Origin of the sequence: Shewanella hanedai, from assembly GCF_007197645.1 — a bacterium.
Classification (GTDB): Bacteria; Pseudomonadota; Gammaproteobacteria; order Enterobacterales; family Shewanellaceae; genus Shewanella; species Shewanella hanedai.
On sequence record NZ_VKGK01000051.1, the window covers coordinates 13604 to 29373 of the forward strand.

A 15770-nucleotide genomic window follows, 5' to 3' on the forward strand; every position below is an offset into this window, starting at 1 on the left:
GACTATCCTATTCTATAAAGAATTAAGGGGTCGTCTATTTTCATCTTTTGGATGGCTGCCTCACCGAATAAATTGACCTTATTATATGAATAACAAGATGGGGACGGTCCGATGTCAGAAAAACAATTTATCACAGCTCAGGAGTTACTTGAGGATTCATTCCGCTTAGCAGCACAAGTATATGAGAGCGGTTTTCGTCCACAATTTATTGTAGGCATTTGGCGCGGTGGTGCTCCTATCGGTATCGCAGTTCAAGAATATTTTGATTTTAAAGAAGTCGAAACCGATCATATCGCGGTTCGTACATCTTCTTACTATGGCATAGGTACAGACAAGCAAAGTAAGCAGATTAAGGTTCATGGTCTTCATTATATTGTTGAAAACGCTAATGCTGGTGATGGTCTTTTAATTGTTGATGATGTGTTCGATTCTGGCCGAAGTATCCATGCCCTTATGGAAAACTTAAGTGACTTGATGCGTTTGAACATGCCTAAAGATGTACGTATCGCTTGTCCTTACTATAAACCTAAGAATACAGCTGTGCCGCTAAAGCCTGATTACTTTATTCATGAATCTGAAGAGTGGTTAGTGTTCCCCCATGAAGTCTCTGGTTTGACACCGCAAGAGATTGCCGAAGGTAAGGGCGATCTTAAAAATATCAAAGAGCTTTTCATCTAACTGGGTTTTGTTAGATTAAAATAGCCAGCAACGATGCTGGCTTTTTTATGCGTATAGATTAGAGGTTATCTATCTGCTCACTAAGTTGGTATGACTTATCGGTTACTAAGCTTTCTAAAGTCGCCACTCTTCCCTGTAGTTTCACGAGTTCTGCTTTCAGCTCATCCACTTCACTGGAGTCCACACTTCCTTTGCGTTTATTGTATTCTTTATATGCACTTACTGAGAAAGCGCCAATGATAGCGATTGCTGCAATTTCGAAAGGTCCCATAACCTAAACTCCTTTTTACTATTTGGCTTAATAGTGCCAATTGTGTATTAAAATGTATCAAGTTGGGCATAGTAATACAAACGCCATGCCAAAAATAAAAATCACTATTTATCATGGCGTTAAACATTAAGACTTGTTGGTGCTAGCTCACAACACTCATTAAGTGGCGATTATGACTCACTTTTAGTTAGCAACCTCTCCTTGATGACTACGCAACGAACCTCTTCTTGATGGGCTTTGAGAAGGGAATTATATGTGACGCTGGATAATGCGGGTTTATCTGCTGCTTGAACCCTTGAGATTGAGTATTGATCCAATGCCTTTTCTAGATTAGCAATGCCGCTATAATCACACTGTGTTGGAATTAAGTAATGTGCGTAGCGCTGCATAAATGCAGCGGCTTTGCGATTATCCAACTCACTTAAGCTTTCCATCCTCAACTCTGAGGTCGCTGCACTCAATTGTTTCTGCTCCTCTGGATAGAGGTGAGAGATGACAGTATCGAGTGTTAAGTCATCAAGGCGTTCATCGCTTTGAATTCGGGTTAACCAGCGGCGCTTGATGTTGGCTTCAGGGCGAGAGACTAATGCTGCCGTTGAGGAGTTTACTCCGCTTTTTGAATCATCTTTTTTCTGCTCGGCCAAGAGCAAATTTTTACTCTTGATATGATCATAACGGTTAATTTGACGGATAATGTTCCAGCGAGAGTTTTGATCTAATGCGAGTCCGTTAATTTTAGTCGACCCTTCAATCAACTGAATTAAATGGTCGAGAGCTTGCGGATTATTGGAAAACTGAATGTAAGCATTAAACCACAACTGTTGAAGTGCTGAGTTACCTTGGTAAAACATGGTTTTTCTTAGGCTCATTTGTGCCAAGCCTTTAAGTGCTCTATTAGCGTAACTTATGTGCGTCGGCTGCATCAGCTCTAGATAAGATTTACTTTGAATCAGTGTTTGCAGCACTTGCGCTAACACATCTTTATCTTGTTCTTGTGGCAGGTTAATAAATACAGTCCCTAAATACGTGTCCAGTGGAAGCTCACCCTTTAAGACACTTTCCCAGAGAGTTTGCCACAACATAGATTTGAGAAAGGGATCCTGTACTTTATTGAGTTCAAGCTTTGCAGTATTGGCAGACTTCTCATCGAGTACCACTTTTACATAACCCCAGTCATGTTCGTTAGGAAAAACAAGATCTGGGCACCGCACTCCGATAAGCCGATTAATATCGGTTTTAGCCCCTTGATAAGTGACGGCGACATCTAGGTTACGATGTAATTGGTTTCGCCCCTTAGTGTATAAACCCAATGTCACTTTTTGCTGCTTAAATTGAGCGTGTGTATTGTTGCTCGGTGACTGTAGCAAGCTAAAAGAGGTGATGCGGTTATCAGTGCAACTAAAGCTGGCTTTAATGCTGTTAACCTCAACTTTGGTTGCCCAACTAGCTTTTATGTCGCTGAGATCGCGCTTAGTACCTGCCTCTAACGTTGTAATAAAGTGAGAGAGTGTGATCGGATGCTGTGCTTGTGATTGTAGCAATGAAGTCAGGGCCTTTTTGAAGGCTTGATTGCCAAACTGATGGGCTAACTGTTTTAGCATTGCGGCGCCCTTGATAGGATCTGATAACGCTTTGTTCTCCACATTTTTGTAAGAGTTTAAGAGGCTATCTGGCTCGTAAGCGAGGCGTGTTTTATCCTGATAGAATTGACGCCAAACTTGAGGAAACTCCCCCGTAGCGGCCAATGATTGTGCCGTCATGTAGATAGCTAAACTATCGAGTATCGGTTCTTGTGTTAATACACCATTCTGAGACCCGTAATCACGTGTTAAACCGTTTAACCATTGCCAAGCTATGCCATAGCTAATATCAGAAAGTAAGTCTTTCTTAGCAGTCTCAGTGACTGTTGAGCTGTCTGGAATGGCTATTTCATTAAAGCTAGTGACTCCGGCGCTAACGATTATCTGATTAGGAGTAGAGCTGTTGAAAGGAGTGATAATCTGATCGTACTTCTGATAAGGGTAATCAGCGCCAAAACGCTCGGTAAAATCAGTCAGCTGACTTTGGGTTACAGAGAGCCACTGTGCGGCATCAATCGTCTCTTTCATCGATTGACGGCTAATGAGTCGTAGGTTGAGTGCTGGTGTTTCATCTTGCCAAACTTGGAAGGCGCCAGCATAGAGAGGCAGTTGGTGGGCATTGAGCTCAGGGCTTGTGGGAAACGACCAAAGGTTAAATTCACCTTTCTCAACGATCTCTGTTTCTCTCATGGTGGTCATAACGGTCCAGCTTTTTGGTGCACTGACACTTAGTTGATAACTGGCTTTGAGAGAGGGTTGAGCAAACTGGGGCAAAACTTGATTGGCATTGCTGTCATTAAAATCTGAATATAAGTAAACTTGGTTGTCACTCGGGTCTACAAAGCGGTTTAAACCACCATTTTTAGTTGCAAGAGTGCCAGAGTAGCTTATTTCAATGGTGTTACTGCCGCTACTTAGTAAACGTGGATTAAGTTTGAAATGCGTACCATCATAATTTGGATAGATCTTATGGCCATTGATATTAAAGGAGTGAACTTGTGCCTGTTCCAGAGCTAAATTGAGTGGATGTTGGGTATCCGCAAGGTCGAACTCTATTTTACTGACAGCGCTAAATTCTGGTTTATCACTCAAAGATAGCGTGAGCTGATAGCTGAGCCCAGAGATCCGCTGGGGTTGTGAGTCAGCTAAAGCTTCTCTAGTTTCTGCCTGTGCAAAGGCAGTTGTGCTGAAAGAGGTAACCAAAAAGAGAAAAGAGGTAAGGCAGGCACGCAGCAGATCCAAAGCTAACTTCCTATATGATGATGATTTGGGCTAAGGTTACCCGATTTAGTGAGGCTAGACTATCAATGAGCGCTATTTTCTAGCTGGGATAAAGTTAACAGTAATTTTGCTGTAATAGGCGTATTATATCGCTCCCATTTTTATCACAGTGTAGCCCTATGAAACTATTTTTTGCTTCAGATATCCACGGCTGTTTCGAGAGTACACAGAGAATGATCTCGGCCTTTGAACAGAGTGGTGCTCAACACTTATTGCTATTGGGGGATATCCTCAATCATGGCCCGAGAAATGCTATTCCTAACGGTTATGCCCCCATGAAAGTGGTTGAGTTACTCAATACTTATGGGGATAAGATCATTGCCGTGCGTGGTAATTGCGACAGTGAAGTGGATCAGATGCTGTTGAATTTTCCGATGATGGCGGATTATAACTGGGTGCTACTTCCTGATGGTCGCAGGCTTTTTCTTACCCATGGGCACGTTTATCGCGGCGATAACTTACCCCACCTTGGCGCGGGTGATGTGATGGCATCAGGGCATACCCACCTACCCGTTGCCGAGAAACAGGGCGAAGTCATCCTCTTTAATCCAGGTTCTGTGACCATTCCTAGAGGTGAGCATAAGGCAAGTTATGGTCTGTTTGATGGTAATCGATTGAGTGTCGTGACGTTCGACGGCGATGAGCTAAGCAGTTACGTATTAGATAGATACCAATCAGTATAAAGATGTGATCGCTCAGCGAGAGTTTAGCGCTTCTGAGGTAAGGTAATTAATTGCTCCTGCATTAATGACATTCACCACATCCATGTGGCTTGCAACGAGTGACAAACATAGTTGTTCTACGTTTAAGCTCGTTAACACAGCATCAGAAGCACTAAAACTCGCCTGTAAGGAGTATTTTTGGCTGCCTACTTCTGCGTTGAATAAATTCACAAGGGAATAACCATTCTGTCATCCATTCGCCTTGAATTAGTTTCCCAAAAATCCTCTGAGTAGATCACTTTCTTATACTGATTGGTATGAAAATGCCAATCAGAAAACCAATTGGCATTTTGTTTAAGGCGTTGTTTACGTTTCCCGGTTAAGGGAGCTTTATAAACCGAGGAACGACTTAGATTTTACTTTGCGGATCTCTTTCTCATCAGACCATTCAATTAGGCCCGTTTCCAAATCCATCAGACGCATGGTCATCTTGTAGTAAACGTCTTTAGTGCTGCCGTCCTGCTTAACGATGCTAGAAAGGTTGCCATAAAGCATGTACTGAGCACCAATTTGACGACCAAAGCTGATAGCGGTTGATGGGTCAACCATGCCAGCATTGTTCTGGTAATCCAGCTGCTTACGAACTGAATCAACCTTAGTCATGTCGATAAAGCGGAACTTACCCGATCTTAGTAGCTTGTTGCTAATAGAGTCAGTCACAGACTCAGTATCGATATGTTCAGAAGTTTTGTTTTTGATTTTATCGACAAAGATGATTGGGCGATCGTTAGCCGTTAATACCATTATTGGTGGGAAAGTCAGCATGCTATCAACCATCTTAGCGGTGATAGCTTGAAGATCCGTCGAACCAAAGTTTTCATTGACGGTTTCAACTTCAGTCGCGTCCCCGTACTGCACTTTAGATTGACAGCCAGCAAGCCCAATAGCTGCTGCTAGTATAAAAATAAGTTTAAAATGTTTCATAATAAGTTCCATTAGATGTTGATTATATGATTATTGAATAAAAACGGGTGTAATTACCAGTGTCGATCACCCAAACCAGTGTTGTTCTTCCACTTTTTACCTCTATTGTGTTTGGGGCGGAGTTGTCTAATTGGATTGAGTACTCTCCTTGGTTGAGGTAAGTACGAGCAATTTGAGCCTGTTTTGGTAGGGTTAACCAACTACGGCGATCGGCTTGTTCTGTGATCACATTGAATATCTGCATGGCGATTGAGCCAAAATCAGTTTCATTATTACGAGATTTAGATTCGCTACGGACACTCTTGGCCATCTCCGCTTTAGCATAAGCTCTTGCAGCCTGACGAACTAAGGCGGCGGGTAACTCCTCTTTAAGTGCAGTCATAGCCAGTGCGTCGATATTGGCAATCGGTGCGGCGGTTAATGTCTTACCTAGCCCTTTTATCTTGCCTTTTGGGACTGGGTGGGAGTTTAAAGGGTAGGTTGCCAGTGAAACAGTTTGCCAGCTACCGTCAACACGAAATGGTACGGTAAGACTCTGCTTTTCATCAACAAAGCCTCGTTCGAGTAGCATGATCACTTGCCCTTGACCTTTTTTAGCCACTTGCGCTTTTCCCCAACGCTTTTCAAATTCATCGGCTTGAGGCATAGAGAGCTGTTTGGCTAACCTGACCAGGTCTTTTTGTATGTAGGGATTGTTCGGCGATATTTGAGCTGCTTTACGGTAATCGATAAAGGCATCATTTGGCTCGCCTAACACCTCATGAAGCACACCTGTTATGTAGTAGCTATAAGCATTTAAAAACGAACTTGTGACACTACCAGCGGCTTCACCAAGCTTATTCATTTCCGTGTCGATAGTGCCATTGGCGATAGCTTGTACCGACTCGTTAGATTTTTGATATTTGGCTTGTTCAGAACTTTGTAAATCGTTGCTGCGCCTGACTTCAACTAAAGCCCCCTCTTTATCACCACTGAAGATATAATTGAGAGCCTGATATTGGTGCAACATGATGCGTTCATAGCCTGGGCCGCGGTAAGGGATGACATTATCATTAATAAACAGGCTGCTGGCGGTAGCCCCAATCTCGGAGGCGCTGAGCGTCGCTTGATCATCAAAGGCTAAATAATCGTCGGCGGCATCTTGGTAAAAGAGTTTACTTGCTTCGAAGTCCCCGGCAATTTGGGCCACTCTACCTGCTTCTTGAGCATAAAGAAGACCATCGGCTCCTGAGATATTATCGACTATCTCATCAATACCTTTGATGGGTTCACTCGTATTGAGCTGGGCTTTTACGGGGGCGATTTGAGAAGGATAGTTAATAAAAATACTATTAAATGCGCAGCCGCTCAGCAATAAGCTGAACAATGGGATGAGTAGCCACTTTTTCATGAAGCTGTCCCGACTTGACTTACTTGCTGCATATTTGTCCCTATATTCTGGATTGTATTGAACAGTATATCCTTTAACATCCATATTACACATGTAAGCTAAACATCAGATTTAAACACAATAAAGCTGAATAAACACTGACTCATTTTCGCGGTGGTTAGCGAGCTGAGTCAGTGAGCTTTTACTGATTGGTATTAATAATGTGGCGGTGGCGCCTCTTCTGATGGAGATGCCATATTGCTTGGCTCTACACTCTGCAGCTTACTGACAAGTAAACGCAGTTGCTGCTGCTGAAATGCAAGTAGATCGTTCAATTTGATCATTTGCTGGTCAAGCTCTTCGATGGTGCTCTCTTGGAAGGCGAGTTTCATCTCAAGATCTTCGACTCTTTGGGCTAATTGTTCCATTTTTTCCTCTAATGGACAGGCTGTGGCTTAATGACGCGGCCGTTACTGCTGACACTGAAGATCTGCTTTAGATCCTTATTTGCGATAGAGTATACAACGGCTCCATTAATTTGGACAATGTTGGTGCTGCGGGCAGCAAAAACTATGTGCCGTTTGTGTTTTATCATGAGGATATTAATTTAACTTTGTATTGATGGTGATTTAAGCGAGATTGAATCATTGATGGTTTGGTCACTATGTCTTGCGGCGAGTAAGCAGGTAAAAACAAAGTATAAAAAACAATCGAAAGAATTTATTTGATGAACTTGCACGTAAAGATGTTGTCTTTAGCCCTAGTGGCAGTACATTTTATGTTGAAAATGAAACTTCAGTAATGTAATTGGAATATCGTATTTAACTAGTATAAAGTGGTTCGCCTAATAGAGTAAGGTTATTGTAACTACAAGAAGATGCTGAGGAAGCTTTAATGAAATCAATTTATAAAATCTCACTGGTTGCGTTGGCCGTCATAGGTCTGTCAGCTTGTAATCAAGAGCAAAAAACAACTGATACTGCTGCTAATGTTGAATTGAAAACAGAAGCACAGAAACAAGCCTACAGCGTTGGCGCATCGATTGGTAAGTATATGTCAGGCCATATCAAAGAGCAGGAAGAGCTAGGCTTGCCTGTTGACCGTAGCCTGATAATTACAGGATTCAGCAACGGCCTGAACGATGATCTAAAGCTGACAGAAGAAGAGATGCAGACTGTATTACAAACTCTTGATGAGACGCTAAATGAGAAGCGTCAGACTCAAGCTGCTGCTTTAGCAGAAAAAGCATTAACAGAAAGCGCTGCTTTTCTAGAAACAAACAAGGCTAAAGAAGGCGTTGTTACGACTGAATCAGGTCTTCAATATGAAGTATTAACTCCAGGCACAGGCGAAAAGCCAGTAGCTGAAGACACTGTTGAAGTTCACTACGTTGGTACATTAACTGACGGCACTGAATTTGATAGTTCAGTTGCTCGTGGTGAGCCAGCTAAGTTCCCACTAAACCGTGTTATTCCTGGTTGGACCGAAGGTGTACAGTTGATGCCAGTTGGCGCTAAGTACAAGTTCGTTATCCCTGCAGAACTTGCTTACGGTGAGCGTGATACAGGTACTATCCCTGCAAACTCAACGCTAGTATTTGAAGTTGAACTTCTTTCTATCGAGAAAGCCGCTGAAGCACCTACTGCTGAAGCTGCTTCTGAAACACACGCTCACTAATCTGAGTTTAGTTGTGTTAAAAGGACGCTTAGGCGTCCTTTTTTTATCTCTATTTTTAACGCGTTAGCTTTTATCACATCAGTTGATTCATCTTGCCTTCCTTTTTAGTTACCTATCTCACCCTTCATTGGGGTAAAATTAGCGTAGATATGTTTTAAGGTTCAAATTTATGGAATATGAATTTCGACGTAATACCTTAACGGGCACAGTGATGGCCAGCTTTAGTATGGACCATGAAGCGTTAGGCTTTTGGTTTGTAGAGGAGCTTGGAGAGAGTGCTGAGAAGTATGCCGAGATCTGTCAGGTAGTGGCTAAATTGCAATCCAATCAGCTGATAAATTGGCGTTTGGTGGGCAAGGCTTTATCTATCGAGTTGGATTCAGAACAAGCTAGGGTTTTTGCTAATGAGCTGGAAAATGGCGAAGAGTTTGAACTTGAATATGCCATGTCTCTTTATGATGGTGAATCAGAAGCGTATTGTGGCCTAGAAGATTTTCAGTCTGTGCTTGAAAACTGGCATCTGTTTTTGACAGAAAAGCACTAGATAGTGATTGAAATAGGCAGCCATTTAGCTGCCTATTTTATACCTAAGTCACTCGTTATCTTAACCGCTTAGCGCAGGCTATTTATTCAGATAACGCACGGCCATTTCGGTTCTCGATTTGGCATGACCCTTTCTCAGTAGGTTTTTGACATGAACCTTTACCGTCCCTTCGCTGATGTGTAATAGCTCGGAGATCACGCGGTTACTCTTTCCTTCAGCAACCTGTTCTAATATCTGTAACTCTCTTGGAGTCAAATTACTGAGCCAGTCTTCTTCATCGACGGCATCTTTGAGCTCATAGAGATAATCCTCAACGGAGTCACTAATGACTCGGTGGCCTTGCATGGCACTTTTTAGCTTTTCCAGCAGTAGATCAGGCTCTGTATCTTTTAATAGATACCCGTCAGCGCCTGCTCGGATGATACGGATAACATCCTGTTTAGCATCAGACACGGTTAATATGACGATACGTGAAGTCACCCCTTCCTGTCGAAGCGCATTGAGTGTGTCTAATCCCGTCATCCCTTTCATATTGAGGTCTAATAAGACGATGTCCGGCTCATTTTCTTCTATAGCAGATAATGCATCTAACCCGCTACTGGCCTCACCAAAAAGGGTAAAATCTGAATCTGAAGTAATTAACTGGCAGATCCCACGGCGTAATAATGGATGATCATCGACAACCAAAACTGAATATGGCTTCCCCATTTTTGTAGTGACTCCTTGAGCTGTAAATATCTTAAACTTTACGCTTATACCATTGATTAGGCTGGTTTCTGTTGAGGGGGGAAAGTGAGTGTCACTGTTGTTCCTCCTTCATCATTACTGCCGAACTCTACTATACCCGATAAGCGGCTCGCGCGCTCATGCATAATGCCGATCCCAAAGTGCTGATCGCGTTCTTTGAGTTTTTCAATTCCGACCCCATCATCGCTAATACTAATGGTGACATCGCTTTCTGAGCTTTTAAAACACACGATTTTTATGTGTTTAGCTTGGGAATGCTTAATGGCATTCAGTGTCGCTTCTCGGGTCAGTTGTAAAACGTGTATGTGTTGATGCGCGCCTAAGAGCTGCAATGGTAATGTGTAATCCAGTGATATAGACAGCTTAGATTGGCTTCTGAGCTGCTCTAGCATGACTTCGAGTGCATGGCTGAGGTTGGGATCACTCATGGTAAGCCTGAACGTTGACAGTAGCTCTCTTAATTGCACGTAGGCTGTGTTAACGCCCTCATTGATCTCCGCTATTTGTCCTTCAACCCGCGGGCTTCGACACGCACTGTCTAATCCTTTAGACAGTAAATTTACCTGAATTTTTAAAAATGACAGTATCTGACCTAAAGAATCATGTAACTCTCTGGCAATTACGCCGCGTTCTTCCATTAACGCCAGTTGCTGTTTCTGTTCTCCAGCGTTGAATATGACAATGGATCGGGCAATCATAATGGCAAAATTACCAAAAAGAGGGTGATTCGGCGCTTCTGAGATCACCTCTAGGTAACCCAGTTTATAGTCCTCAAATATTAGTGGGTATTGAATCTGGTTGCTGGGTGTGTGTGGCCAGCCAATATCCGTTTCAATGACCTGTTTGTCTTCTTTATCTTGGGCGATGACAAGACGTAAAAAGGTATTAGGCTCGTGTTTGCTTAGTTGATTCAACACCTTTTTCAGTGTCTTAATATCTAGAATGCCAGAGTGTAGGATGACCAAGTTATCGTAAAGTAAGGTGAGTTCATTGTTCGCCCGCGTTAAGGCAAGGGTCTTATCTTCAACTTGAGATTCTAGATCGCAATAAAGGGCTGATAGCTCTTTTGCGGTACTTTCTAAAGCGTGGCTTAACGAGGTCAGTTCGACATACTCAGTTCTAGGCATCTGAATATCGAAGTTACCTTTAGAGATAGTGTTAGCGGAATCCATCATTTGTTTGAGTGGCTTAACGACTTTATTTTTAGTGAATCGAACCGCCAGAAATGCAATAAACAGCATTAATCCTAAGCCGAAAATTTGGCTTGCTGCCAACATTTTTAACTTAAATGCGGCATGCTGCTCCGTTTCCAGCACGAGCAAGTCAATGGTGTCGACAAAGTCTTTTAATGAGGCGGCGTAGAGCCGTGAGTTCTCGTCTTGAATATATGACTTCATTAGCTGCCATTTATCGATGACAAGTTGATATTGCTCCGCCAATGCATTGGGGCTATACCAGACAGTGGAGCGCTTTAATGCCTCAGAATATAAGGTTTTTTCAAACTCTTCTATTTTTTGTTCAGCTTCATCACTGCCAGAGTTAGCATAGAACATCAGCCGGTAACTTTGCATCCGTAGTGAGCCCGATGCATTGATGGCACGGGCATCGCCTAAGCTGTAGGACAGGTTGATGATGGCAAAGGTGGCCAAGCCACTTGATAATAAAATTAACGTTAACATTAACCCTAAGATGGTGGATGTTAGACTTCCGTTTTTCATTATATAAAACTCACTAAATTAGAATTATTAAGCAGTTAGTTGATGTTGCTTAATTAGTTAAATCTTTATCTGATTAACAAAATGTTAAAAGTGTGACCAACAACACGTTCACAAGTTGATCTACCGCAAACTTTAATCCGGATACCTCATTAGTGGTATATTCATCGTCAAATTAAGGGGCTAACTTTGGCCTTGGAGATGTTGTGGTTATTAAGATTACTATAAAGTAACACGGAGATGAGATGGTGAGAATATTATCTAAAAAATCCTTTGCACTAAGTGCAATGGTGGCAGCAAGCTTAATGGCTTCTGGCGTAATGGCGAGTGATGAAACTGAGCCTCGCAATGAGCAATATAAAGACAAATTTTCTAAGCAATACAACAGCTGGCATGAGACTTCAGAAAGTGTTGAAATTATCGATGCGCTTGAACAAGATCCTAATCTAGTGGTTTTGTGGGCAGGTTATGGTTTCGCTAAAGATTATAACAAGGCTCGTGGCCATATGTACGCTGTTACGGATCTGCGTAACACACTGCGTAGCGGTGCACCAAAGCAAGATAGCGATGGCCCAATGCCAATGGCATGTTGGTCTTGTAAGAGTCCAGACGTACCTCGCATGATCGAAGAGCAAGGTGAAGACGGTTACTTTTCTGGTAAGTGGTATAAAGGTGGTGCTGAAATAGTCAATACTATCGGTTGTAGTGATTGTCACGAGAAGGGTAAATCTAAACTACGTATCTCTCGTCCATTTGCTGAACGTGGCATGGAAACATTGGGTACGCCATTTGATAAAGCATCACGCAAAGACAAGCAGTCTATGGTGTGTGGTCAGTGTCACGTCGAATACTACTTCGAGAAGACAGCTGACAAAAAAGGTTTTGTGAAGTTCCCATGGGATAAAGGCACCACTGTTGAAGATATGGAAGCATATTACGACGGTATTGAATTCTCTGATTGGACTCACAAACTGTCTAAAACACCTATGTTGAAAGCGCAGCATCCAGGTTATGAAACTTGGCAGCTAGGTATGCACGGTAAGAACAACGTAAGCTGTACAGACTGTCATATGCCTAAGGTGAAGAATGCTGAAGGTCGTAAGTTTACCGATCATAAAGTGGGTAACCCATTTGATCGTTTCGAAGATACCTGTGGTTCTTGTCATGAGCAAAGCAAAGAGTTCATGGTTAACCTTGATAATGAGCGTAAAGCTAAGGTTAAAGAGATCCAACTTAGAGCTGAAAACCAGCTAGTTAAAGCTCACTTCGAAGCTGCAGCAGCATGGGAAGCCGGTGCGACTGAAGCAGAGATGAAGCCAATCCTTACTGATATTCGTCATGGTCAATGGCGTTGGGATTATGCAATCGCCTCTCATGGTGTTGCATCACACGCACCAGATGAAGCACTACGTGTTCTAGGTACAGCGGTAGATAAAGCAGCTGACGCTCGTGTTAAGTTAGCTCAACTGCTTGCTAAGAAAGGCGTTAAGCAACCGATTGCTTACCCTGATATCTCTACTAAAGCTAAAGCACAAGCAGCGATGGGTATGGATATGAAGAAGATGAATGCTGACAAGGCTGAGTTCAAGAAAACTGAACTGCCTAAGTGGGATGCTGAAGCTAAAAAGCGTGAAGCAACTTACTAAGCCGCTAAGCTTTCTATAGTGTAAGTTAGTTATGCTGATATAACAGAAGCCCTCCATATGGAGGGCTTTTTGTTGTCTTTAAACCTAAACTCGCAGCTGCATTACACTGGATTATTCCTCATTGCTGTCGATTAGATTGTTAATAGCCTTTGATATCAGGTCTTTTTTCATTCTAGTGCGTGTCACGGGTTGGTTAAACCAGAAGCTCATTGGCTGATCAAAGCCGATACCGTGCATATAGTTGTAGATCGCTTTACGAAGGCCTTCGCCGAGCATTTCATGATCTGTACCCGTTGGGTCAGTAAAATCGACATCGTTTTCTGCGAATAAGATCTCAGGGCGTTCAGCAAGCGTGATACCAAATTTTTCAGGGTTTATGCCAATAGGACTGTGAATAGTGGCCACAAAACGGTGCCAGTAGGCGGATTGGAAACAGCCTTGACTCATCATCTGGCGCACCATTTCCAGGGAATCTACGGTTTCTTGCTCGGTTTGTGTGGGAAAGCCATACATCAAATAGGCGTGAACCAATATACCTGCATCACTGAAGGCTTTGGTTACTTGGGCGACTCGCTCAACACTCACGCCTTTTTTCATCAGTTTTAATAGACGATCAGACGCCACTTCAAGGCCGCCGCTAACTGCGATACAACCAGAATCTGCCAGTAATTGGCAACGTGCTTGGCTAAACGTTCTCTCAAAACGGATATTACCCCACCAACTGATCACTACGTTACGCTCAATCAAGCGTTTTGCTAGAGTAAACAAAAGCTTTGGCGGTAAGGCTTCATCAACGAAATGGAAACCCGTCTCGCCGGTTTCTTCGATGAGTTGCTCGATTCTATCCACCAGAACATCGGCGCCAGCGGCATCAAAACGGTCGATATAATCCAAACTGACATCGCAAAAGCTGCACTTTCGCCAGTAACAACCATGAGCAATGGTCAGCTTATTCCAGCGTCCATCGCTCCAAATGCGGTGCATCGGGTTGAGCATTTCACATAACGACAGGTATTCGCCCAATGGCAGACCATCGTATACCGGTGCGCCAACATCGGCTTGTGGAATATCGTGAAGCTCGGCATTTTCATTGAAGTGTACACAGGGCTGGCCATTTTCATCTTCTGCGAGAAAATAGGTTCGCACCAAATCGTCTATCTCACGCTTGCCTTCGAAATATTCCAGCAGCGTGATAAAAGGGCGTTCGCCGTCATCGAGACAGATAAAATCGACAAACTCAAATACTCGCGGGTCTTTCAGCGCGCGCAGCTCGGTATTGATAAAGCCGCCCCCCATCACAATAGGAATATCAGGATTGATGGCTTTACAGGTTTGTGCAATACGCAGGGCGCCGAGCATGTTACCGGGAAAAGGCACGGTTAACGCTACGACGCTAGGCTGAGTCTCTTCCAGATACTGCTCAACTAATTGTTCTAAGATTTCAGAGCTAAAACTCGGCTCATCCATCAATGTATCGTAGAGGTTGTCAAAGCTTGGGTTGGCGGCGGCTAATTGCTCGCCATAACGGCTGACTTCAAAGTAGGGATCAACCCCTTGAGTAATGACGTTCGACAGGTCGTTAATAAACAGCGTGGCTAGATATTTGGCTTTATCTTGCACGCCAAGATTGCCAAAGGCTGCCTGTAGCACATCGCCAGATACCGCTTCCATCTGAGCAATGGCGTCAAACGCAGGGCCTTCAGGTAAAAAACGACGTGAATTAATGCGCAGTGCAAGGCTTGGATCTTTGCCCTGCAAAAAGCGAATAGCAGGCTCAACAGTTAGGTGGTAACGGTCAAACTCGGCCAAAAAGTTAAAGATCACATCAGGCAACTCATCATCTTCAAAGTGCTCGAAGTTTGCTTCCACATGCTGTCGAATAATCTCCAGCGCAGGTGCTGTCATCATCTCTAGAAAAAGTTCAATAGCAGGATCTCGCTGAACCGCATCGACGCCACGAGAGCGTAAAAAACCCGTTAAATATGCTGTTGCCGGATAAGGCGTATTCAGCTGGGTCATAGGTGGAGTCATTAGAAGAACGGTCATAGCCTGCCTTTAAATTTGAAACTTTGTGCGTAACAGAGTGTGGCAGCAAATACAGCAGCCATAAAATAGGAATGGATTCTAACAAATGAACGATACCCGTTCTACTTCAAAGTGCTGTTTCAGAGTTGGTTGAGGGGGATTGTCTTTGAATTAAGCTTGATTACACTTTTGGGTTTAGTTTTTGTCTGGTTTGATATTTGGAGGTGTGTTTGAAAGCCTTACCTTAATTGTTATTTATCGCTTCCCAGCGGGGAATGTGCAGTGACTTCTGTGACACTACACAAGTATATCCTTATAGTCTAGGCCGTGACGTCTGATGTGAATGGATTCACAAATGCCGTGATGACATGGATGTCATAGAACGGCCATGTCACGGACGGTCACAGCCGCATCTGCACTTGGTTATTTTTCTTTTCGATTTAGCTTTACTTAGTAGAGTTTAGTAACTCGTTTCTGCCCGTGCGACGTGAAGTCGTATGAAGCGCTGTTCACCGCTTTGAGTGAACCATCTGTATCACCAGATGACCCTATGGCTCTGAATAAAGTAGCGAGCCAGACAATGTAACGAAA

General features: G+C 43.2%; 14 protein-coding genes. 5 read left to right on the forward strand and 9 right to left on the reverse strand.

Annotation, left to right across the window (positions count from 1 at the left end):
* The first annotated feature begins 111 nt into the window (after positions 1–111).
* On the forward strand, positions 112–678 hold the full coding sequence (locus FN961_RS24425) for a phosphoribosyltransferase (RefSeq protein WP_144042751.1): 567 nt from the start codon (positions 112–114) through the stop codon (positions 676–678).
* A 58-nt stretch (positions 679–736) separates the two neighbouring features.
* Here the strand turns inward: FN961_RS24425 and FN961_RS24430 are convergent, their stop codons facing one another.
* The gene (locus FN961_RS24430; RefSeq protein WP_144042752.1) at positions 737–949 is read right to left on the reverse strand and encodes a hypothetical protein; all 213 of its coding nucleotides are present in this window, start codon (positions 947–949) and stop codon (positions 737–739) included.
* 170 nt (positions 950–1119) lie between these two features.
* Positions 1120–3771 carry an ERAP1-like C-terminal domain-containing protein gene (locus FN961_RS24435; RefSeq protein ID WP_144042753.1) on the reverse strand — a complete coding sequence of 884 codons (2652 nt, stop codon included), beginning with the start codon at positions 3769–3771 and terminating at the stop codon, positions 1120–1122.
* A 158-nt stretch (positions 3772–3929) separates the two neighbouring features.
* On the opposite strand from FN961_RS24435, the gene yfcE reads away from it, so the two are divergent.
* Positions 3930–4493, forward strand: coding sequence for a phosphodiesterase (yfcE, locus tag FN961_RS24440; protein WP_144042754.1), 564 nt, complete (start codon positions 3930–3932; stop codon positions 4491–4493).
* Positions 4494–4505: 12 nt separating this feature from the next.
* Here yfcE and FN961_RS25900 read toward each other — a convergent pair whose 3' ends face one another.
* The 4 genes from FN961_RS25900 to FN961_RS24460 all read right to left on the reverse strand — a co-directional run bounded on the left by FN961_RS25900 (position 4506) and on the right by FN961_RS24460 (position 7253).
* Positions 4506–4703 carry a hypothetical protein gene (locus FN961_RS25900; protein ID WP_185972879.1) on the reverse strand — a complete coding sequence of 66 codons (198 nt, stop codon included), beginning with the start codon at positions 4701–4703 and terminating at the stop codon, positions 4506–4508.
* Positions 4704–4862: 159 nt separating this feature from the next.
* The gene (gene lpoB, locus FN961_RS24450; protein ID WP_185972880.1) at positions 4863–5456 is read right to left on the reverse strand and encodes a penicillin-binding protein activator LpoB; all 594 of its coding nucleotides are present in this window, start codon (positions 5454–5456) and stop codon (positions 4863–4865) included.
* Between the two features lie 22 nt (positions 5457–5478).
* Positions 5479–6846, reverse strand: coding sequence for a COG3014 family protein (locus FN961_RS24455; RefSeq protein WP_144042756.1), 1368 nt, complete (start codon positions 6844–6846; stop codon positions 5479–5481).
* A 194-nt stretch (positions 6847–7040) separates the two neighbouring features.
* On the reverse strand, positions 7041–7253 hold the full coding sequence (locus tag FN961_RS24460; protein ID WP_144042757.1) for a SlyX family protein: 213 nt from the start codon (positions 7251–7253) through the stop codon (positions 7041–7043).
* Positions 7254–7719: 466 nt separating this feature from the next.
* Here FN961_RS24460 and fkpA point away from each other — a divergent pair, with 466 nt between their 5' ends.
* Complete coding sequence (gene fkpA / locus FN961_RS24465; RefSeq protein ID WP_144042758.1) at positions 7720–8502, forward strand: FKBP-type peptidyl-prolyl cis-trans isomerase; 783 nt, start codon at positions 7720–7722, stop codon at positions 8500–8502.
* Positions 8503–8671: 169 nt separating this feature from the next.
* Positions 8672–9046 carry a YacL family protein gene (locus tag FN961_RS24470; protein WP_144042759.1) on the forward strand — a complete coding sequence of 125 codons (375 nt, stop codon included), beginning with the start codon at positions 8672–8674 and terminating at the stop codon, positions 9044–9046.
* A 78-nt stretch (positions 9047–9124) separates the two neighbouring features.
* Here the strand turns inward: FN961_RS24470 and FN961_RS24475 are convergent, their stop codons facing one another.
* Positions 9125–9754 carry a response regulator gene (locus tag FN961_RS24475; RefSeq protein ID WP_144042760.1) on the reverse strand — a complete coding sequence of 210 codons (630 nt, stop codon included), beginning with the start codon at positions 9752–9754 and terminating at the stop codon, positions 9125–9127.
* A gap of 56 nt (positions 9755–9810) precedes the next feature.
* Positions 9811–11511, reverse strand: a complete 1701-nt coding sequence (gene narQ, locus FN961_RS24480; protein ID WP_144042761.1) for a nitrate/nitrite two-component system sensor histidine kinase NarQ — start codon at positions 11509–11511, stop codon at positions 9811–9813.
* 242 nt (positions 11512–11753) lie between these two features.
* Here narQ and nrfA point away from each other — a divergent pair, with 242 nt between their 5' ends.
* Positions 11754–13154 (forward strand): ammonia-forming nitrite reductase cytochrome c552 subunit, encoded by a 1401-nt coding sequence (nrfA, locus tag FN961_RS24485; protein WP_144042762.1) that lies wholly within the window; start codon positions 11754–11756, stop codon positions 13152–13154.
* 111 nt (positions 13155–13265) lie between these two features.
* Here nrfA and FN961_RS24490 read toward each other — a convergent pair whose 3' ends face one another.
* Positions 13266–15200, reverse strand: a complete 1935-nt coding sequence (locus FN961_RS24490; RefSeq protein ID WP_144042763.1) for a B12-binding domain-containing radical SAM protein — start codon at positions 15198–15200, stop codon at positions 13266–13268.
* Between the last annotated feature and the right edge of the window lie 570 nt (positions 15201–15770).